The 20,108-nt window shown below is 70.3% G+C and carries 19 protein-coding genes; 11 read left to right on the forward strand and 8 right to left on the reverse strand.

Going from position 1 to position 20,108, the window contains the following annotated elements; all coding sequences use genetic code 11:
- Positions 1-5: 5 nt before the first annotated feature.
- Positions 6-1,139 carry a hypothetical protein gene (locus tag KUA19_RS16610; protein ID WP_217396897.1) on the forward strand — a complete coding sequence of 378 codons (1,134 nt, stop codon included), beginning with the start codon at positions 6-8 and terminating at the stop codon, positions 1,137-1,139.
- A gap of 149 nt (positions 1,140-1,288) precedes the next feature.
- Here KUA19_RS16610 and KUA19_RS16615 read toward each other — a convergent pair whose 3' ends face one another.
- From KUA19_RS16615 to KUA19_RS43960, 4 genes are read right to left on the reverse strand one after another with little or no spacing between them, the layout of a single operon-like run.
- Positions 1,289-2,188 (reverse strand): hypothetical protein, encoded by a 900-nt coding sequence (locus tag KUA19_RS16615; RefSeq protein WP_217396898.1) that lies wholly within the window; start codon positions 2,186-2,188, stop codon positions 1,289-1,291.
- Positions 2,185-2,709, reverse strand: coding sequence for a SigE family RNA polymerase sigma factor (locus KUA19_RS16620; RefSeq protein WP_308167471.1), 525 nt, complete (start codon positions 2,707-2,709; stop codon positions 2,185-2,187). The genes KUA19_RS16615 and KUA19_RS16620 overlap by 4 nt, the downstream gene beginning before the upstream one ends.
- 53 nt (positions 2,710-2,762) lie before the next feature.
- Entirely contained in the window at positions 2,763-4,232 is a 1,470-nt protein-coding gene (locus tag KUA19_RS16625; protein ID WP_217396899.1) for an ATP-binding protein, read from the reverse strand.
- Positions 4,229-5,896: an NAD(P)/FAD-dependent oxidoreductase gene (locus KUA19_RS43960; RefSeq protein WP_302499178.1), complete on the reverse strand. Its 1,668-nt coding sequence runs from the start codon at positions 5,894-5,896 to the stop codon at positions 4,229-4,231. Before KUA19_RS43960 ends, KUA19_RS16625 begins: the two co-directional genes overlap by 4 nt.
- 133 nt (positions 5,897-6,029) lie before the next feature.
- Between KUA19_RS43960 and KUA19_RS16635 the strand changes: the two genes are divergently transcribed.
- Together KUA19_RS16635 and KUA19_RS16640 are read left to right on the forward strand one after the other, a co-directional pair.
- Positions 6,030-6,917 (forward strand): hypothetical protein, encoded by an 888-nt coding sequence (locus KUA19_RS16635; protein ID WP_217396900.1) that lies wholly within the window; start codon positions 6,030-6,032, stop codon positions 6,915-6,917.
- Positions 6,918-7,056: 139 nt separating this feature from the next.
- Positions 7,057-7,755, forward strand: coding sequence for a hypothetical protein (locus KUA19_RS16640; protein WP_217396901.1), 699 nt, complete (start codon positions 7,057-7,059; stop codon positions 7,753-7,755).
- 42 nt (positions 7,756-7,797) lie between these two features.
- Here the strand turns inward: KUA19_RS16640 and KUA19_RS16645 are convergent, their stop codons facing one another.
- On the reverse strand, positions 7,798-8,328 hold the full coding sequence (locus tag KUA19_RS16645) for an LURP-one-related/scramblase family protein (RefSeq protein WP_217396902.1): 531 nt from the start codon (positions 8,326-8,328) through the stop codon (positions 7,798-7,800).
- Positions 8,329-8,603: 275 nt separating this feature from the next.
- On the opposite strand from KUA19_RS16645, the gene KUA19_RS16650 reads away from it, so the two are divergent.
- The 8 genes from KUA19_RS16650 (at position 8,604) to KUA19_RS16685 (ending at position 17,593) form a co-directional block, all read left to right on the forward strand.
- On the forward strand, positions 8,604-11,261 hold the full coding sequence (locus KUA19_RS16650; RefSeq protein WP_217396903.1) for a discoidin domain-containing protein: 2,658 nt from the start codon (positions 8,604-8,606) through the stop codon (positions 11,259-11,261).
- A gap of 161 nt (positions 11,262-11,422) precedes the next feature.
- Positions 11,423-11,935: a GNAT family N-acetyltransferase gene (locus KUA19_RS16655; protein ID WP_308167472.1), complete on the forward strand. Its 513-nt coding sequence runs from the start codon at positions 11,423-11,425 to the stop codon at positions 11,933-11,935.
- A gap of 307 nt (positions 11,936-12,242) precedes the next feature.
- Positions 12,243-14,507, forward strand: coding sequence for a rhamnogalacturonan lyase family protein (locus tag KUA19_RS16660; protein WP_217396905.1), 2,265 nt, complete (start codon positions 12,243-12,245; stop codon positions 14,505-14,507).
- 382 nt (positions 14,508-14,889) lie between these two features.
- Positions 14,890-15,129 carry a hypothetical protein gene (locus KUA19_RS16665; RefSeq protein ID WP_217396906.1) on the forward strand — a complete coding sequence of 80 codons (240 nt, stop codon included), beginning with the start codon at positions 14,890-14,892 and terminating at the stop codon, positions 15,127-15,129.
- Positions 15,130-15,606: 477 nt separating this feature from the next.
- Positions 15,607-15,918 (forward strand): hypothetical protein, encoded by a 312-nt coding sequence (locus KUA19_RS16670; RefSeq protein WP_217396907.1) that lies wholly within the window; start codon positions 15,607-15,609, stop codon positions 15,916-15,918.
- Between the two features lie 250 nt (positions 15,919-16,168).
- Positions 16,169-16,627: an Imm26 family immunity protein gene (locus KUA19_RS16675; RefSeq protein ID WP_217396908.1), complete on the forward strand. Its 459-nt coding sequence runs from the start codon at positions 16,169-16,171 to the stop codon at positions 16,625-16,627.
- Positions 16,628-16,787: 160 nt separating this feature from the next.
- Positions 16,788-17,210 (forward strand): flagellar basal body L-ring protein FlgH, encoded by a 423-nt coding sequence (locus KUA19_RS16680; RefSeq protein WP_217396909.1) that lies wholly within the window; start codon positions 16,788-16,790, stop codon positions 17,208-17,210.
- Between the two features lie 161 nt (positions 17,211-17,371).
- Positions 17,372-17,593: a hypothetical protein gene (locus tag KUA19_RS16685; RefSeq protein ID WP_308167473.1), complete on the forward strand. Its 222-nt coding sequence runs from the start codon at positions 17,372-17,374 to the stop codon at positions 17,591-17,593.
- A gap of 98 nt (positions 17,594-17,691) precedes the next feature.
- Here the strand turns inward: KUA19_RS16685 and KUA19_RS16690 are convergent, their stop codons facing one another.
- From KUA19_RS16690 to KUA19_RS16700, 3 genes are read right to left on the reverse strand one after another with little or no spacing between them, the layout of a single operon-like run.
- Positions 17,692-18,651 (reverse strand): calcium/sodium antiporter, encoded by a 960-nt coding sequence (locus KUA19_RS16690; RefSeq protein WP_217396911.1) that lies wholly within the window; start codon positions 18,649-18,651, stop codon positions 17,692-17,694.
- Positions 18,652-18,687: 36 nt separating this feature from the next.
- Entirely contained in the window at positions 18,688-19,122 is a 435-nt protein-coding gene (locus tag KUA19_RS16695) for a hypothetical protein (RefSeq protein WP_217396912.1), read from the reverse strand.
- 18 nt (positions 19,123-19,140) lie between these two features.
- Entirely contained in the window at positions 19,141-20,085 is a 945-nt protein-coding gene (locus KUA19_RS16700) for a DUF4232 domain-containing protein (RefSeq protein WP_217396913.1), read from the reverse strand.
- Between the last annotated feature and the right edge of the window lie 23 nt (positions 20,086-20,108).

The following is a 20,108-nucleotide window of genomic DNA, read 5'->3' on the forward strand; positions in this document are numbered from 1 at the left end:
GATTCATGTCCCGTACCGCGGCTGAGGTCAGCGACGAGGAGCGGTTCCCTACCGCTCTTTTCGGTTACTCGATGGACGAGGTGGACGACTTCGTCGCCGACACCGGGCGGCGGCTGCGGCGGCTGGCCGCCGAGGTCCAGCGGCTGACCACGGTGGAGGCGGCGCTCGGAGTGGCCCGGATGGAGATCTCCCGGCTGACCGCTGAACTCGCGCAGGCACATCCGCAGCAGACCGTCGGCCCGCGTATCACCGAGATGCTGCGACTGGCCGACCGCGAGGCGCGGGAGATGCGGGGGACCGCGCTGGAGGTGCTGCGCAAGGCGCACGAGCAGGCGCGCGACATACGCGAGCAGGCCGAACGCGAAGCCGAGCAGGCCAAGCGCGACTACAAGGCGGCCCTGGCCCACCGCCGCCGCCAGGACGACGCCGCACTCACCCCGACCCTTCCCGCGGCGCCACCGCCGACCCACCCGCCGGCACCGCCCATCGCGGTACCGCCCCTGACCGCCGAGCCCGCACCGGCCACCGGCCTCGCCCTGACCGCCGAGCCCACACCAGCCGCAAACCCCGCGCCAGCCGCAAACCCCGCGCCAGCCGCAAACCCCGCGCCGACCGCAAACCCCGCGCCGACCGGGGGGTCCGCGCCGACCGCAAAACCCGCGCCGATGGCAAAACCCGCGCCGACCGAGGGGCCTGCGCCGGTCGCGAAGCCCGCGCCGGTCGCGAAGCCTGCGCCGGTCGCGAAGCCCGCGCCGGTCGCGAAGCCTGCGCCGGTCGCGAAGCCTGCGCCGACCGTCAGCCCGTCATCGGCTGCCGAGGCTGCGTCGGGCGCCGAATCCTCCCTGGTGGCTGAGCCCTTGGCCTCGGCGGCCGAGGCCGCTTTGCCCGATACCTCCGTGCCGCAGACGTCGGATGGGCACGAGTCCGACGACGTAGCACCCGTCGACGGTGGGCAAGATCCGATTTTGTGGACGCCTGAGGTCGCTATAGCGACACCCAGCGTCCACGAGAACGGATCATCGTCGTCCAACGACGGCAAGGCGCACCAGCGCAAGCGCGGCCGCAACGACCGCACCAGCGGCACGCCCCCGCACACCGAACGCACCTCCACCGGCAGTTCCCGCCGCCGCAACCGCTGACCCCGCCCCACGCCCTCCGCCGCCAGCGTGCAGTTTCGGGAAACTGCACGAATCCGGACCAAGATTCCAGCACTTTCCCTGAAACCGCAGCCCACGCCGCGGCCTGGCGGGGAGGGGCGCGGGCGGGGAGGGGCGGGGAGGGGAGGGCGTCAGCTCACCGGAGGGGTGTAGGGGACCTCGGTGTATCCCGGGGGGATGGTCACTTTGAACACGGTCAGCGAATGGGCCGAGCGCAGTAGCCAGTCGAACTGCCACAGGACGATCAGACTGCTCCGGTCGGCCTGTTTCTGGAGGGTCCGGCGCACCGGCAGGTACGTGTCGGCGTCGAACCACAGGTGGGTGATGCTGTCCCCGGCCATCTTGCGCAGCATCAGCAGCCTGCGTCCCTGGACGACCTCGGGATGCCCGCTGAACTCGTAGCCGTCCGCCGATGCCAGCAGCGCCCGCAGCTCCTCCGGGATGTACCCCTCCGTCCCGGTCACCGGCACCTGGGCGGGGTCGGGACCGGACGCCACCGCGTAGGTCCGGGTGGCGGAGAAGACGTCGGTCACCGAGAACCCGCCGCCGGACAGGATGATCCAGCTGTTCTTGCTCCCCTGGCCGGGCAGCGGCTGCAGGGTGTGACCGCGCTGGTCACCGGTGACCGGGTCGTGCCAGGACTCGGATCTCAGCACCGCGCCGTTCGGCTGTTCCTTCCTGGTCACCACGTGCTCGATGCCGTCGCGGTCCAGCGCCGCTCTGGCTCGCCGCAGGACCTCGGCGGCGGTCAGCGGCGTCGTCGCCGCCGACGGCGTGGGCTTCAGCGACGGCGTGCCGGTCGCCGCCGCGACGGGCAGGTCGCCGCTCGGTGCGGCCGACCGGCTGCTGTCGATGGCGTAGGCGGTGACGGCCAGCACCGCGACCAGTCCGAGCCCGGCGCCGGCCGCCACGCGCGTCTGGCGGCGCCAGTGCGCCCGGGTGGCCCGGTCGAGGAGATCGAGACTGGGCCGCAGGTCGGCGGTGTGCTCGCGCATCCCGGCGGCGAGCTCTTCTTCGAGGCGGGTGCTCATGAGGTGGCTCCGATCGGGTGGGGGAGGTCGTCGACGGCCCAGGCGGCAGTGCGCTCCCGCAGGCGGGCCAGGCCGCGGGAGGCCGACGACTTGACCGTGCCGACCGAGCAGCCGAGCGCGGCGGCGGCCTCGGCCTCGCTCAGCTGCTCCCAGTAGCGCAGCACCAGCACGGCCCGCTGCCGGGGCGGCAACTCGGCCAGCGACTGGAGCAGGGCGCGGCGCAGCGCGATCCGGTCGGACTCGTCGGGTTGGGCGGGCGGCTCGTAGCGCCCGATCGTCTCGGGGCGGCGCCGCCGCAGCCGCCAGCTGTCCACCGCCAGGTGGTACAGAGTGCGGCGCAGGTAGGCCTCCGGATCACCCTCGACCCGCCGCCAGGCGCGGATCGTGCGTTCCAGGGCCGCCTGCAGCAGGTCCTCACCGGCGGACCGTCCGCCGGCGAGCAGGGTCGCCGTGGCCAGCAGGGCCGGGCCGCGGTGGGCGACCAGCTCCGCCAGCCCGGTGTAGGCGTCTTTCGACCGCACAGGCTCTCCTCTCGTCGCCCACCAAGGACGACGGGGCGCGGCCGAAGGTTGACTCAGTCCGCCTCGGGATCCACGGGGAGCACCACCCGGAACCGGGTGTCGCCGGGCTGGGAGGAGACGCGGATGTCGCCGTGGTGCTTGTTGACCACGATCCGGTACGAGATGTCCAGGCCCAGCCCCGTCCCCTCGCCGACCGGCTTGGTGGTGAAGAACGGCTCGAAGATGCGCGGCCGGATGGCCGGGTCGATGCCCGGCCCGGTATCGGCGACCTCGACGTACACGCAGTCGCCGTCCTCCCGCCCGGTACGCAGGGTGAGGGTGCCCTCCTCGCCCATCGCCGACAGGGCGTTGTCGATCAGGTTCGTCCAGACCTGGTTCAGCTCCGCGGCGTACCCGGAGATCTTGGGCAGGCTGCGGTCGAACTCCTTGACCACGGTGACCCCCTTGGGGATCTTCGCCTGCATCATCACCAGCGTCGCCTTGAGCAGGTCGTGCACGTCCACGGTCTGGTACGGCGTCCGGTCCAGTTGCGAGTACTGCTTGGCCGCCGCGACCAGCCCCGAGATCCGGCTGACCGAGTCGTCGATCTCGCCCATCAGCAGCTCGGTGTCCAGCGTGTAGGTCAGCCAGCGGATCGCCGACTCCAGGTTGTCGCCGCCCACGGTGTCGGCGACCTTGCCCAGCCACTCCGGGTCGACCCCGCCCGCGACCAGCGTCGGGGCGATGTCCCAGGCGCCGGCGATGTCGTGCTCGTCCAGCCAGTCGGCCAACTCGTCCTCGGCGTCGGCGGTCTGCATCGGCGTGAGCTGCGGGGCCGACGCGATCCGCTTGACCGCCTCCTCCTGCAGGTCGACGAGCTGGCGCAGCTTGGTGCCGTCCAGCCGCCCGTCGGCGATCAGCGCGAGTTTGTGCCGCATCCCGGCCACCCGCTGGCTGAGCGTCGCCGTGGCGCGTACGGCCGCGGCGGCGGGGTTGTTCAGCTCGTGGGTCAGGCCCGCCGACAGCGAGCCCAGCGCCAGCAGCCGTTCCCGCTCGCCGACGACGACCTGCTGGCTGCGCAGGCCGAAGAACGCGCCCTCCAGCATGTGCATCGCCATGGGGAACCATTCGCGCATCATGGCGGCGAAAGTGCCGGCGGGCAGCACCAGGAAGTCGGAGTCGACGATGGCGCGCAGCGAGTTGGGGTAGACCTGCCGGATCTGGTCACCCAGGTAGGCCTGCGTGGCGCCGGCGTACACGCCGCGCTGGTCGGTGCGGTTGGTCTCGAGCTGCTCGCCGTGCACCTGGCGGCTCATCGACACGGCACCCGACAGCAGCACGTAGAAGCAGGTCGCCGGGTCGCCTTCGGCGTACACCGGACCGGCCGTGAAGCGTTCGATCGTGCCGTGCTCGATCAGCCAGTCCAGCCGGTCGTCGGCGAGCTTCTCGAACAGGAACAGGGTGCGCAGCTGCTCGCGGGTCAGCCGGTCCGGCAGCGGGGTCCCCCCACCGCAGGCGCGGGCGGATTCGTCGACGGTGGTCATTGGGCCTCCAGGTAGCGGTGCACCAGGGAGATGGCCATGGCGCCCTCGCCGACCGCGGAGGCGACGCGCTTGACCGAGTCGGCGCGCACGTCACCGGCGGCGAAGACGCCCGGCACGCTGCATTCCAGGTGGTACGGGTCGCGCGGCAGGTTCCACCCGGCCGGTCGCTGCCCGCCGTGGGTCAGGTCCGGCCCGGTCAGCACGAACCCGCGGGCGTCGCGTGCGATGACACCGTCGAGCCACTCCGTGCGCGGCTCGGCGCCGATCATGATGAACAGCCACTCGGTCTCCACGGTGCGCCGTTCGCCGGTCCGCGAGTCGACCAGCGTGACCCGGTCCAGGTGCTCCCCGCCCTCGCTGCCGCAGACCTCGGTGAACGGGTGCACGGTGATGTTCTCGATCGCCTCGATCTGGGCGATCAGGTACTGCGACATCGACCGCTGCAGGCTCTCGGCGCGGATCAGCACGTGCACGCGGCTGGCGTACCGGGAGAAGTAGACCGCGGCCTGCCCGGCCGAGTTGGCGCCGCCGACCAGATAGACCTCCTGCCCGGCGCAGTTGGCCGCCTCGGTGGCGGCCGAGCCGTAGTAGACGCCGCGGCCGGTCAGGTCGGCGCAGCCGGGCACGTCGAGCATCCGGTACGACACGCCGGTGGCCAGCACGACGCTGTGCGCGGCGATGCGGCTGCCGTCGGCGAAGTGCACCACCCGGGTCGCCCCGGCCTGCTCCAGCGAGACCACCTCACGGGCGCTGAGCAGCTCGGCGCCGAACTTCAGCGCCTGGCGGCGGGCCCGGTCGGTGAGCTGGGCGCCGGAGACGCCGTCGGGGAAGCCGAGGTAGTTCTCGATCCGGCTGCTCTGGCCGGCCTGGCCGCCGGTGGCACGGCGTTCGACCAGCACGGTGCGCAGGCCCTCGGAGGCGGCGTACACGGCGGCGCCCAGCCCGGCCGGGCCCGCCCCGACCACGATCACGTCGTAGAAGTCCGAGCCCGGGGTGATGGTCAGGCCCGCGCTGCCCGCCAGCTCCGCCTCGGTGGGCTGGACCAGCGTCTTGCCCTCGGTGGTGATCACCAGCGGCACGTCGGTCTCGGTCACCCCGGCCGCGTTGAGCAGCCGCTGCCCCTCCGGGTCGTCGGTGGTCAGCCACCGGTACGGCACCAGGTTGCGGGCCAGGAAGTCGCGCACCTTGTACGACGGCGCCGACCAGCGGTGCCCCACCACCCGGATCTCGGCCGCCGCTGCGTCAGGCGTGGTCTGCCACGCGTCCAGCAGCGTGTCGACGATCGGGTAGAGGTGCTCCTCAGGCGGGTTCCACGGCTTGAGCAGATAGTGATCCAGGTCTACCACGTTGATGGCGTTGATCGCCGCGTCCGTGTCCGCGTACGCGGTGAGCAGCACCCGGCGGGCGCGCGGGAACAGGTCCATCGCCGCTTCCAGGAACTGGATGCCGTTCATCTGGGGCATCCGGTAGTCGGCGAGCAGCACGGCCACCTGCTCGCCCCGGAGTTTGATCTCCCGGAGCGCGTCGAGGGCCTCGGCGCCGGAGGCGGCGCGCACGATGCGGTAGCGCTCGCCGTACTGGCGGCGCAGGTCACGGGCCACGGCCCGGGAGACGGCCGCGTCGTCGTCGACGGTCAGGATCGCCGGGTTGGTCATACCCCCCATATAAGCACCACAAGCCGGGTCGCCGCCCGTACAGCCGTTGGTGATCTTTCCGGCCCCCGGGTGGCGCCGCCTGGGGCATACCGTCCGGATTGGACTTGTATCGATGTCATAAGCTGCGGCGGGAGGTACGCGGATGAACATTATCGACGCGCGCCAGGACTACATCCCGGCCCTGCTGTTCGGAGCCGACGCCGTCGACGCGGTCACCCGCCCCGGCCACGGCGAGCACGGTGTGAAGAAGCTGCGCGACCCGCTGCACCAGGAACTGGACCGGGTCCGGCACAACTGGGACTGGTGCGACAACCCCATGGACGTCGACCTGGTCGCCACCGGCGCGCTGCGCGCCGTCACCCACTACTGCGCGCTGCGGCGCGCCACCGCCCTGATCCTGCCCGGCCAGGCCCCGCTGCTGCTGTGGCCCGGCGCCGACATGCGCCTGGCCGCGCTGGCCGAGGCGCTGGAGTTCGCCGGGCACTGCGCCGAGGATGCCTGGCGCCACTCGCTGGACCAGCCGCTGCGCGACTGGTGGCGCGACCGGCTCGCGACCCTGCTGGCTCCGGTCGCGCCCGGTGAGACCACCCAGGCCCTGGCCGACCGGGTCCAACGGGCGCTGACGCTGTGCGACCGCTACCGCGTGCTGCGGCACGAGATCTTCCGCAGCCGCCACTCGGTGCGCCCCGGCGAGGCCGACTGGCTGTCGCCGGAGCCCGGCCTGGTGGTCAAGGCCCCCTTCGACGGGTACGCCCACGGGGACAAGCCCGAATACCTGCTGCGGCTGCTGCCCGCGCAAGGCGGCGTGCGCGCCGTGGCCGACTTCGTCATCGCCAACGGGAGCATACGCGCCCACACCTACCGGATCGTGGTGTCCAACGCGGACATAGCGGTGCCCGCTGAGTTGCTCGGTGACACCAACTGCCTGCTGGAGCTGCGGTCGGCGCTGCTCGCCGCCGGGGTGGCCGTGCCGGTGACCCCGCCACTGCCCGACGGCCCGTGCCCGCACCAGCGTGATCGCCATCGCTGAGTCCGATCGACGACACTGCGGTGTGGCGTTGACGGCATTCCATTGCCGGTGACCTACCCGTTACCTAACGTCTGGCGCCGTGGGTATGGACAGCAACATGGCGGAATCGATATCAGTACGTGAATTGATTGGTCGGAACATGCGCTGGCTGCGGCTGGACGCCGGAATCGACCATGAGGAGATCGCGGCGGCCGCCCGCGGTCTCGGGTTCGACTGGACCGTGTCCTGGCTGGCCTCGGTCGAGCGCGGCAGCAAACCGCTGTCGGCCGAGCAACTGCTGGTGCTGCCGGTGGTGCTCGGCACGGCGTGTAAGCACCGTGTCGCCGTCGCCGACCTGCTGGTCGGCGACGAGGCTCAGGTGCTGGTCGGGCCCGCCAAGGAGCAGGCCGCGGTCGACGCGGTCAAGGTGCGCGACTCGGCCAGCGGCGCGCCCATGCGGCGCGCGTTCGGCGCGACCAGCATGCCCGCCGAGGCCGTCGCCCAGGAGAGCCCGGTGGAGAAGGCGCGCCGGCGCCAGCGCGACATCATCACCTCCGGCTTCGGTTGGGTCGACTCGCGGCTGCTGGCGGTGGCCGAGGCCGGTGCCACCGCGGCCGAGGAGCGGCTGGCCCGCAAGCTCGGGGTGCCGGTCGTGGCGGTGGTCGCGGCGGCGGCCACGCTGTGGGGACGCTCGCTGAGCGAGCAGACCGAGGCGGAGCGGGGCAACGGGGAGCCGGTGACGCACGTGAAGAAGCGGCTGACCGGCGAGGTGACGGTCCGCGTCAGCGAGGCGGCGCAGTGGGCCCGCGAGACCGGCGCCGACGGCACCGACCTGGACCGCATGCCCATCGGCGTCTGACCGAACCACTGATCCGGGGGGCTCGGTCCGAGCCGCCCCGGGTCAGCTGGAGCTGGCGCGCATGGTGCGTACGGCCGCGCGCAGGGCCTGGGCCAGGCTGATCGCCTCCAGGGCCGTCAGCACGGGACTGTCCAGCACGAACGAGTACGAGTCCGGCCGGAAGCTCAGCGCACCCGTCGTCGGCGTGATCCGCCCGACCGGGCGCCCGCCCACCGAGAACTCGAAGTTGCGGTCGGACCAGATGCTCGTCTGCCGTACGCCGAGCGTGCGGCCGCTGCCGAGGGTGATCGCGGCCCCGTTGATCGGCCGCCACAGTCCGAACTTGATGTCCACCACGGTGCGCCCGTCCGGGGTGCGCACCGTCAGCTGACGTCCGGTCCAGCCCTGGGTGCCTCCCGCCGCGAGCACGTCGCCGCGCGGGCCGAGGATCTCGAATCTGCTGTGCAGCGACCAGACATGCCACTGCACGTGTGCGATGGCCTGCCCGTCCGCGCTGAGCACCGGTGAGGTGCCACTGGTCATCGCCTTGTCGGGCAGGAGCAGCTGTCCCGTGAACGGTGCGGTCAGGCTCATGCGACCAGGTTAGGACGCCGGGGCAACCCGGCCGCGGAGAGCGCTCTCCATGATCGAATCGGGTCGGCGTGCGGCCGCCGTGGAGAGCGATTTCCGGCGAGCCATGGCCCATGAAATTCTTGCAGGATAAATCGGTCTCGATAGGACAAGGCGACGAGGGATATTGACGTCGCTGCAACCGGAGCGTAATACTCGGGGACACTTTGGAGAGCGCTCTCCAGTCGCGCCACGGCACTGGTCCCGCATCACCCGTACCCCCGTTCGGAAGGCAGAACATGAGTCCCGAGCCGCTCCCCGGCATCGCGTCGCCGCCCCGGCGCCGCAAAATCCTCGTCGCGACGTCAGCCGCCCTGCTGGCCCTCGTCGGCACCTACGCGTTCGCCGTGCCCGCGGCGCACGCCGCCGACCCCCTGATCTCCGTCGGCAAGACCGCCACCGCATCGTCGGTGCAGGGCGCCGACCTGCCCGCGAGCAACGCGGTCGACGGCAACGCGGGCACCCGCTGGGGCAGCGCCTGGAGCGACCCGCAGTGGATCCAGATCGACCTGGGCGCCACCGCGGCGATCAGCCAGGTCGTGCTGCAGTGGGAGGGCGCGTACGCCAAGGCGTTCCAGCTGCAGGTCTCCGGCAACGGCACCAGCTGGACCGACATCTACAGCACCACCAACGGCACCGGCGGCACGCAGACCCTGGCCGTCTCCGGCTCCGGCCGATACATCCGCATGTACGGCACCCAGCGCATCAGTGGCTACGGCTACTCGCTCTACGAGTTCGGCGTCTACGGCGTGATCGGCGGCACCCAGCCCAGCCCCAGCCCCAGCCCCAGCCCCAGCACCAGCACCTCACCCGGCCCGTGCGCGCTCGCCTCGCAGGGCAAGCCCGCCACCGCCTCCTCGACCGAGTCCGGCACCCCGGCCGCCGCGTTCGACGGCAGCTCGACCAGCCGCTGGGGCAGCCTGTTCACCGACCCGCAGTGGATCCAGGTCGACCTGGGCAGTACCAAGACCATCTGCCAGGTGCAGCTGGAGTGGGAGACCGCCTCGGCCAAGGCGTTCCAGATCCAGGTGTCCAATGACGCCGCGAACTGGACCAGCGTCTACTCGACCACGACCGGCACTGGCGGCACCCAGACGCTGGCCGTCTCCGGCTCCGGCCGGTACGTCCGCATGTACGGCACTCAGCGCAACACCGGCTACGGCTACTCGCTGTGGGAGTTCAAGGTGTACGCGGGCGGCGGCGTCGTCACCGACCCGGTCGAGCCGACCGACCCGATGAACCCGAACCTCGGGCCGAACACCTTCGTCTACGACCCGTCCACCCCGGCGGCGACGATCCAGGCCAAGCTCAACCAGATCTTCACCGAGCAGGAGACCAACCAGTTCGGCGCCAGCCGGTACGCGGTGCTGTTCAAACCGGGCTCCTACACCACCGACGTGAACCTGGGCTTCTACACGCAGGTCGCGGGCCTGGGCTTCTCGCCCGACGACGTGAACCTCAACGGCCACGTGCGGGTCGAGGCGCTGTGGATGGGCGGCAACGCCACCCAGAACTTCTGGCGCACCGCGGAGAACCTGTCCGTGACGCTGCCCGCGGGCAACACGGTCGAGCGCTGGGCGGTCGCCCAGGCCGCGGCGTACCGGCGGATGCACCTCAAGGGCACCGGCAACCAGATCCAGCTGTGGAACGGCGGCGACGGCTGGGCCAGCGGCGGCCTGATGGCCGACACCAAGGTCGACGGGCTGGTCTCGTCCGGCTCGCAGCAGCAGTGGTTCTCGCGCAACAGCGAGTTCGGCAGCTGGACCGGGTCGGTGTGGAACATGGTCTTCACCGGCGTCGTCGGCGCCCCCGCGCCGAACTTCCCGAACCCGTCGCACACGGTCGTCACCAACAGCCCCGTCGTGCGGGAGAAGCCGTTCCTGTACGTCGACGGCACCGGCGCGTACAAGGTGTTCAAGCCGGGCGTGCGCACCAACGCGCAGGGCACCAGCTGGTACAACAAGACGCCGGTCGGCAGCTCGATCTCGCTGGCCGACTTCTACGTGGTCCGCCCGGGCGCGACCGCGGCCACCATCAACAACGCGCTCGCGGCGGGCAAGAACCTGCTGTTCACCCCCGGCGTGTACCACCTGAACCAGACCCTGCAGGTCAACCGGGCCGACACGGTCGTGCTGGGCCTGGGCCTGGCCACGCTGATCCCGGACAACGGCATCACCGCGATCAAGGTCGCCGACGTCGACGGCGTCCAGGTCGCGGGCCTGCTCATCGACGCGGGCACCGCCAACTCGGCGACGCTGATGGAGATGGGCCCGGCCGGGTCGACGGCGAGCCACGCCGCCAACCCGAGCTCGCTGCACGACGTGTACTTCCGCATCGGCGGCGCGGGCGCCGGCAAGGCCACCACCAGCCTGGTCATCAACAGCAACAACGTGATCGGTGACCACATGTGGCTGTGGCGCGCCGACCACGGCACCGGCGTGGGCTGGACCGTCAACACCGCCGACACCGGCCTCATCGTCAACGGCAACGACGTCACCATGTACGGCCTGTTCGTCGAGCACTACCAGAAGTACGAGGTCATCTGGAACGGCAACGGCGGCCGCACCTACTTCTTCCAGAACGAGCTGCCGTACGAGGCCCCGAACCAGGCCGCCTGGATGAACGGCAGCACCCGGGGCTACGCCGCGTACAAGGTCGCCGACTCGGTGACCACGCACGAGGCGTGGGGCGTGGGTTCGTACTGCGTCTTCACCCAGGACCTGTCCATCGTGGGCGAACGCGGCTTCGAGGTCCCGGTCAAGCCCGGCGTCAAGTTCCACAACCTGGTCATCGTCTCGCTCGGCGGCCAGGGCACCATCGCCCACGTCATCAACAACACCGGCGGCCCCGCCAACACCGCCACCCCTACGGTCTACCTCAACGAGTTCTCCGGCTGACCCTGGCCGTACCCCTGATCACCGGCGTGCGTCGTAGACCCCCGAGTCGCGGCGCACGCCGGATCGCCTTTTTCCCGTCGATCATGAACTTATGGCACGGCTCGACGGTGTGTCCCGGGCACAGCTTCCTGATCGACTCGCACTTCGGGCAGGGTGGAGTGGTGAGCGAGCAGACGGTGGAGTTGGTGGCGTGGGCCGAGCAGGATCTGGAGTTGCTGCGGCGGGTGAACGTGCCGGAGATGAAGCGGCACCTGGGCGGGCCGGAGACCGAGGAGCAGGTGCAGGCCCGGCACCAGCGGTATCTGGCGCTGCCGAACGGGCAGATGTACCGGGTCGCGCTGCCGGGCGGTGAGGCGGCCGGGACCATCGGCTGGTGGGTGCGCGAATGGCAGGACGAGACCGTGTACGAGTCCGGCTGGCACGTCCTGCCCGAGTTCCAGGGACGGGGCATCGCCGTGGCCGCCGCTCGACAGGTCGTGGCGATCACGCGGGCTGACGGCCGATACCGCTGGCTGTGTGCCTTTCCGAGCGTGGACAACCCGGCCTCCAACGCGATCTGCCGCCGCGTCGGCTTCGAGCTGACCGGTGAGTCCGATTTCGAGTACCCCAAGGGCAGCCTCATGCGCAGCAACGTCTGGCGCCTCGACCTCCACCCGGCCCAAGCGGCAGGTTGATCAGGAAGCTGTGCACGGGACACGCCGTCGAACCGTGCCATTAGTTCATGATCGACGGATATAGGTGGCCGTGAGTGGTTGTGGGTGGGATCGGGGCGGGTTAGGGTCGGCGGCGGCAGTTTGGGCACCGTGCACGAGTGACCTCGCTGGAGGCGTCTGGGCAGGACGTCTGGCGGCGGCGGGCTTGGCATGTCCGGTGGCGGGATCTGAGTGACGGTCCGTGGCCCTGGAGCGGCGACACGGCAACACATACGCCGACCGCTGGGCGGTATCACGCCCGGTGGCTCCGTCCCCTCCAGGAGAGATCATGCGATCACCAACGCGCCGCTTCGCGTTGCTCGCCGCCACGACCGCGTCCCTGCTTGCCGCGGGCACCCTCGTGGCGGTCAGTGCGGCGGCAGCCGCAGGCTGCAGCGTCAGTTACAAAGTCACCAACGAGTGGCAGGGTGGCTTCGGCACCGACATCACCATCACCAACCTCGGCGACCCGATCACCAGCTGGGCCCTGACCTGGGCATACCCGGCGGGGCAGACGGTGGGCCAGTTCTGGAACGCCGAACTCAGCCAGTCCGGCGTGAACGTCACCGCGCGCAACGTCAGCTACAACGGCAGCCTCGGCACCGGCGGCACCGCCAACTTCGGCTTCAACGGCAGCTGGACCACCAGCAACCCCGCCCCGACGTCGTTCGCCCTCAACGGCACCACCTGCACCGGCGGCACCACGCCGACCTCGCCGAGCGCGTCCGCGTCCGCGTCACCGTCACCTTCGCGCAGCGCCTCGCCGAGCCCCAGCCCGAGCGCCCCGGCCAGCCCCAGCCCGTCGCCGTCGACCCCGACCGGGCCGAACGGGCGGCACCAGGCCGAGAAGCTGGACCGAGGGCTGATCAGCGTACGGTCGGGCAGCGGCAACCTGGTCTCGTGGCGCCTGCTCGCCGGTGACGCCGCCACCACCGGCTTCAACGTGTACCGGGGCAGCACCAAGGTCAACGCCTCGCCGATCACCGACTCCACCAACTACCTCGACAGCGGCGCCGCCGCGGGCAGCGCGTACACGGTGCGGGCGGTCGTGAACGGGGTCGAACAGGCCGCGTCGGCGGCGGCGCTGCAGTTCACCAACGGCTACCTCGACGTGCCGATCCAGAACCCCGGCGGGTACGTCGCCAACGACGCCTCCGTCGGCGACCTGGACGGCGACGGCGTCTACGAGATCGTCCTCAAGTGGGACCCGACCAACTCCAAGGACAACTCGCAGGCCGGTGTCACCAGCAACGTCTACGTGGACGCGTACAAGCTCAACGGCACCCGGCTGTGGCGCATCGACCTGGGCCGCAACATCCGGGCCGGGGCCCACTACACCCAGTTCCAGGTGTACGACTACGACGGCGACGGCAAGGCCGAGGTGGCCATGAAGACCGCCGACGCGACCGTCGACGGCGGCGGCACCGTCATCGGCAGCGCCAGCGCCGACTACCGCAACTCCGACGGCTACATCCTGTCCGGACCCGAGTTCCTGACCATGTTCAACGGGCAGACCGGCCGGGCCATGTCGACCGTCAACTACGACCCGCCGCGCGGCACGGTCTCGTCCTGGGGCGACAGCTACGGCAACCGCGTCGACCGCTTCCTCGCCGGTACGGCGTACCTGGACGGGGCCCGGCCGTCGCTGATCATGGCGCGGGGCTACTACACCCGCACGGTCCTCGCGGCGTGGGACTTCCGCAACGGCAGCCTCACCAAGCGGTGGACGTTCGACAGCAACGGCTCCGGCAACTCGGCGTACGCGGGCCAGGGCAACCACCAGCTCTCCATCGCCGACGTGGACGCCGACGGGCGCGACGAGATCATCTACGGCTCGATGGCGATCGACGACAACGGCGCGAAGCTGTGGAACACCGGCAACGGCCACGGCGACGCCATGCACGTCGGTGACCTCGACCCGGCCCGTGCCGGGCTGGAAGAGTTCAAGGTCGACGAGGACGGCAGCAAGCCGTCGTCGTGGGTGGCCGACGCGCGTACCGGCCAGGTCCTGTGGACCACGCCCGCCAACGGCGACAACGGGCGCGGTGTCGCCGGTGACGTCTGGGCCGGTAGCGCCGGAGCCGAGAGCTGGTCGGCGGCCGACTCGGGGCTGCGGTCGGTGCGTACCGGCGGGGTGGTCAGCAGCCGCAAGCCCGGCTCGACCAACTTCCTCGCCTGGTGGGACGCCGACCCGGTACGGGAGCTGCTCGACGCCACCCACATCGACAAGTACGGCACCGGCGGCGACACCCGGCTGCTGACCGGGTCGAACGTGCACTCCAACAACGGCACGAAGTCGACGCCGTCGCTGTCGGGTGACCTGTTCGGCGACTGGCGTGAAGAGGTGATCTGGCCGGTCACCGGGGATACCGCGTTGCGCATCTACAGCACCTCGACGCCGACCACCCGCCGCATCTACACCCTGATGCACGACATCCAGTACCGCCTGGCCATCGCCTGGCAGAACACCGCCTACAACCAGCCGCCCCACCCGAGCTTCTTCATCGGCGACGGCATGACCAGCGTTCCCACGCCCGACGTGTACCTCCGTTAGACAGTTTCCGGGGCCTGATCATGGCCTTGGGCCGCCACCGGGCCGTCAGGGCCGCTCCCGCCGAACGTCGTCAATGGCCCGGCGCGTGCGGTCCTGACTGCCTGGCAGCAGATGGGCGTGGAAGCTGGTCGCAGTGCGTCGCCGAGTCATGTAATTACGGGGTGAACTGCTACACCCCGCCGGGCCGCTGTTATCCGCACTCGATCTCACGACCATCCATGCCATCCGTAACCGAGAAGCCAAGGATCATCGACGGGATACTGTGACTACAGTTCGCGTCCATGGGACACGTCTTCGCCCGCCTCGCCGGTCACGGCCTGGTCCTGGTGCCGCATTGGCCGTACACCTTCGAACGCCCCGATGCCGCGTCCGACGCTGTGGTGTGCTGATCGCCCCGGGCCAGACGGTCGTCGCCCGCCGCAAGATGGGCCCGGATGCGCAGGTTCTCGAGCTGGCGTATGAGCACGAGGGCGAGACGTGGTGGCAGGGTGTTTACCTGTACCCGCGCAAGGGCGGCCGCGTGCTTGTCTGCACCGCGCAGTCCCGCGAACCCGGCATCGCCGCCGCCCGCCACGGCGTGGAGTGGATGCTGGGCCTGAACCCGGAACTCGTGGGCAGATGACGCCTGGTACCGCATGTGCTTGGCGGAACGGCGTCGGAGGATGTTGACGCCTGGTCATGATCGAATAGGTTTGGTGCCGCTGCCAGGGAAGTTCGGCTCAGCGCCACTTCCGGTTACCGGCGGATAACCGCAGGCCCAATCACAGGGCCGCGCAGGTTCGCTACCGGATACCAGACTCCGCGCCACGCCGGGTTGCCCAGTGGGCCGCGCCAATTGGGGTCGATGGGCGGATTGCGTAGCGTGCGTTCGAGGGGTGGCAGGGGCTCGCCTGCGAAGTCTTCAAGCAGGCGAAGGCAGTCCTGCTCGTCGTAGCCGGTCACGCCCGCTCCCCGCTCGAGGATCAGGTACAGGCGCGTACCCCCGTCGAGGCGGACCTCGCCTGGCCCCAGCGGCGGTGGTCGATGCGGGCTCCAACCGACACCAGCCCGATGGCACAACACACCAACGCCAACACTGGCACGCCCGTACGCTTCGGGCGTGGATCAGAAAGTGATCGCATTCGTGCACCGCAAGCTCGACGACGACGAACACCATGTCGTCGCGCTACAAGCGCTCGCACCTTCCGGCGTCGAAGTCACAACGGCCAGCACCATTCCGATGATCGACATGATCCGCGTGGTCCTCGATCTATACGCCGAGGTCGCACACTTGGACACGACCGAGGGTGCGAAGGAAAGTGACCCCTACGCTGCGGGGCGAGCCGCGGGACTTGGCCTGGCAGTCAGAAACCTCGCCCTGATCTACCGCGCCGACCTCATCTTCGGCGACGGCTGGGACCAGTGCGACTGACTGAGTCCAATGCCGATACCGGCCCCGGCAAAGATCACCGCGACCAACGGCCTGAACAGGCTCCATTGGCTGTCAGGCTCCATTGGTGTCCAGTCCCAGGTCCTGCTTGACCGAATCGTCACAGTAGCCGCTTTACGTCGAGAGCCGAGCAACCGATGCCGGATCTGCGACGATCGACGCTGTGCAGAAGTCTCTTCCTGAACAGCGAGTGATCCGTAAGGCGCGGCCCAATCGGGCTCCCGGAAGGGTTGTGCGCGTCCCGCTGGGTGATGGCCGCTTCGCCTACGGTCGGCAGCTGTGGTCGGTGAACGCCGAGTTCTATGACCATGTCGACCTGTCCGAGAAGCCCATCGATCTACTGGAGCTGGTGGAGAAGCCGGTTGCCTTCACCGTCTGGGTATCGGACCGCTGCTTCAAGCGCAACGGCCGCTGGACACTCCTCGACTCGGTGCCGCTGCTGGAGCGCGAACTGCGGCGCCTGGACGTCAAGTTCCAGCAGGACGTGACTGGCCAAGCCATAACGATCGCCTCCCGATCGTGCCCACCGTCGCTGTACTTCAGCAGAAGGCTGGCGACGGCCGAGGAATGCGAGAACGTCGAGCGGGAGGCCATCTGGAGCCCTGAACATGTCGAGGACCGCCTCCGCGATCACTTCGACGGCCGCCCGAACAAGTGGGTGGAGTCGCTACGCCCCAAGGCCCGTCCCTGACCGGACTGCGCCGCCGACGGCCGAAGCGCGAACCGTCGATCATCTCAGGCAGCTTCTGGGACGCCGACGTAAAGCATCTACCGCGACAACACAGCCGGGCTGTCTGTGGTTGGTGAACTGGTGATTCACCGACTGGCCAACATCAAGTACTGTACCGCGCATGATGGCGGGGGACGTGTCGGGCGAGGTCCGGCGATGGAAGCTTGTCGCGTTCGCAAGCGCGCTTGTCGCGGTGGCAGCCGTGGCCGGGTTGATCGGCTGGGTCGCCCGCGGCTCGGGTGATGCCAACGTCGCTACGAACGCGACCTTCGCCGGAGGTGGTCAGAGCATATGCCACGAGACATCGGACACCAGATTCCGGATCGGCACAGTCGTCAAGATCCTCGGTGCCAATGGTAACGATCTTGCGAATGGCAAGATCGTTACGGAACCCGTGTATACGAACGGGGTCTGTCGTCAAGAGTTCCTGGTGGACGGCATCCCCGGTGGGCGGGGTATCTACCTGGTCAAGATCGGGCGGTGGCAACACCCGGTCTCGGAAGATCAGCTCCGCACGAATATGGCGGAGTTTTCGCTGAACTGAGAGCGCACAGGAAGCAGGAGCGCCGTCAAGCCTCGGGCCCGATCCGGCCCGTCAGGGCCGCATCGCCGAACAGGCCAGCAACGTACCGCCGGTACGGTCCTGGCTGCTCGGTAATGTCTACTGTTGTGAACTTCGCAGCTGGTGCCCCCAGCCGGTGGGTGGTGACCCTACGGTCCGGCGCTGTCATCGATCTCGCCGCGGACGGATACACCGACGTCGACGGGAATCTGATCTTCACCATCCTCGTCGACGCTTCCCTGGAGGAGCAGGCTGAGATGGTCATTACCTGGCGGGTCCCGAGTAACCCGACGACGGTGGGCGTCCTTGTCGCCAGAATTCCGGCCGCCGATGTGGTCGGCGTGGAAACCGCGCCGTCGTGGTAGCGGCGACGGCTGCTTGAGACGCTGAGGCGAACGCTCACGCCATCCGAGCGGGGTTCGGGGCGCAGGACCGCACGCGCGCCAGAGATCCGACCGTCGGCTCAGGTGAGCAGGAGCGGCAGGGTGAGCAGGTACGCGGCGAGCAGGATCAGGCCGTCGCGGCGGGTCAGGCGGCGGCGTCGGGCGAGCAGTCCCCAGGCCAGCAGCGTCGTGGCCAGCATCGCGACCAGCAGCGGGAGCGCGGCGCGGGCGGGCTCGGGCGTCGCGAACCCGATCACGGCACCCCCGGCGAGGCTGTTGAACAGGTTGCTGCCGAACAGGTTGCCCACCACCAGGTCCGTCTCACCGCGCCGCTGACCCTGCACCGTGGTCACCAGCTCCGGCAGCGACGTGCCCAGCGCGACCAGCGTGAACCCGATGACGACCTGCGGCACACCGAGGCTCTCGGCGATCGCGGAGGCGTTGGCGACCAGCAGCTGCGCCCCGGCCAGCACCCCGAGCAGCCCGAGCACGGTGCGGACCGGTTCGGCCCAGGCGGGCAGCCGTGAGCTGCGGTCGGTGACCGGCCCGCCGGTCTGCTCGAACTCGGCCACCTCGTCGGCCAGGCGCTGATCGCCCGTACGCGCCCAGCGCACCAGCAGCCACAGCGCCGCGACGCCCGCCACGGCCAGCACCAGCGCGGTGGCCGGGGCCAGGCGCCACCCGGCGAGCACCGCGAACAGCAGCACCGAGGCGACGGCCAGCGGCACCTCGCGGCGGATCACCGACGAGGCGACCATGACCGGGGCGAGCAGTGCCGCGATGCCCAGGATCAGGGTCAGGTTGAGGATGTTGGAGCCGACCAGGTTGCCCAGCGCGATCCCGGCGTCGCCCCGACCGGCGGCCAGCCCCGACACCAGCAGCTCGGGTGCGCTGGTGCCGAGCCCGATCACGACCACGCCGACGACGACCGGGTTGATCCGCAGGCGGGTGGCCAGCCGCGAGGAGCCCAGCACCAGGTGGTCGGCGGCATAGGTGAGCAGGGCCAGGCCGACCGCGGCTAGGACGAGCTGCAGGATCATGCGTCCCATCCGACCACGTCCGGCCCGACCCGGCCGCTATCTGGCGTCGTTTCGGATCGTCGCGGCGGTGGCGGCGTATAGCGCGGTGGCGGCCGCGAGGTGCTGCCCGTCCACCGCCTCGCCGAGCTGCGGGTCGTACGCCTGCAGCCCGGTCTCCTCCGCCAGGATGGCCGCCGCCTGGTACATCAGCGCCATGACCCGCTCGGCCGTGGCGCCGGTGTGCCAGTACGGCGCGCTGACGGCGGCCTCGGCGCCCCAGCACTCGACCTGGATGCCGGTGGCCTCGTCGTCGAGCTCGTCGCCGTGGTCGACCGCGTCGGGCAGCAGTTCGCGCACCCGGGCGGTGATGCGCGCCCAGACCGCCGGGTCGGCGTCGGCGAGTTCCTCGTCGTCGGCCAGTTCGGCCGCTTCGAGTGCGTCGTCCCAGTCCTGGCCCGGGTCGCGCGGGATGATGGTCAAGTCGTAACTCACCGCGACAGGTTAGCGGGCCTAACCGACACGGACGGTCGCAGTCGCGGTCGGGCCGACGCCGCTGGCCTCGGTGATCGCCCATTCCAGCTCGAACTGCTCCGCCGGTACGAAGTCCGGGATGTGCAGGCGCATCGCGAACCTGACCGAGCCGCCCGCCGGGATGACCTCGGGCCCGCAGTTGAGCCGGTAGACGCCGCCCGCCTTCCACAGCATCTGCCGGTAGACGGGGCACGGGTCGAGCGCGAGCGGGGCGGTGCCCGGGTTGGTGAGGGTCACCGTGTAGTCGAGGTCGGTATCGGGAGCAACCTGGGCGGGGGCGTCGATGCGGGCGGTGAGAACGGCATAGCGCTGCGGCGGAGGCGCCACCTCGGCACGGTCGCGGTGCAGCTCGCCGACGCTGACCGGACAGGTGCCGGACAGGGTCACGTCGGGCAGGGGCAACTTTCGGCCGAGCAGCTGCAGCGAGATGTCGCGGTAGGTGCGGCCGTCGCCGCCGGTGCCGCACTGCACCGAGGTGCCCAGCATGAAGGCGGCCTGTTCACCGGGGTCGAGCGTCGCGGGCCGTTCCTGGTCGTCGAGGTTGCCCAGCCTCCCGTCACCGAGCTGGACCGGCACGGTCCGGCCCGCGCTGAGCAGCACCGGGTAGCCGCCGAGTGAGCAGCGGCCGCGGCCCGCGTTGCGGATCCCGACCGAGTAGAGCGTCATGCCGCCGGCGCCGTCCTGCCACCGCAGCTCGGCGGTGGCGGACAGGTCGGCGCCGGTGCACGGCCTGGCGGTCGGCCGCACCGGGGCCGGTCCGACGGTCGGGAGATCGGTGGGCTCGTCGAGCCAGGGCACCGCGTCACCGAGGTGGCCGGTTGACGGGGACGGGGACGGGGACGGGCTTGGGGTGGCGGTGGTGGCGGGGTGGGCGGTGCATCCGGCGAGCATGAGCAGAGCGCAGAGGATTGCCGTACGACGCATGGTTTCCACCTTCGGATCGGCGG

Origin of the sequence: Catellatospora tritici (assembly GCF_019083965.1) — a bacterium.
Classification (GTDB): domain Bacteria; phylum Actinomycetota; class Actinomycetes; order Mycobacteriales; family Micromonosporaceae; genus Catellatospora; species Catellatospora tritici.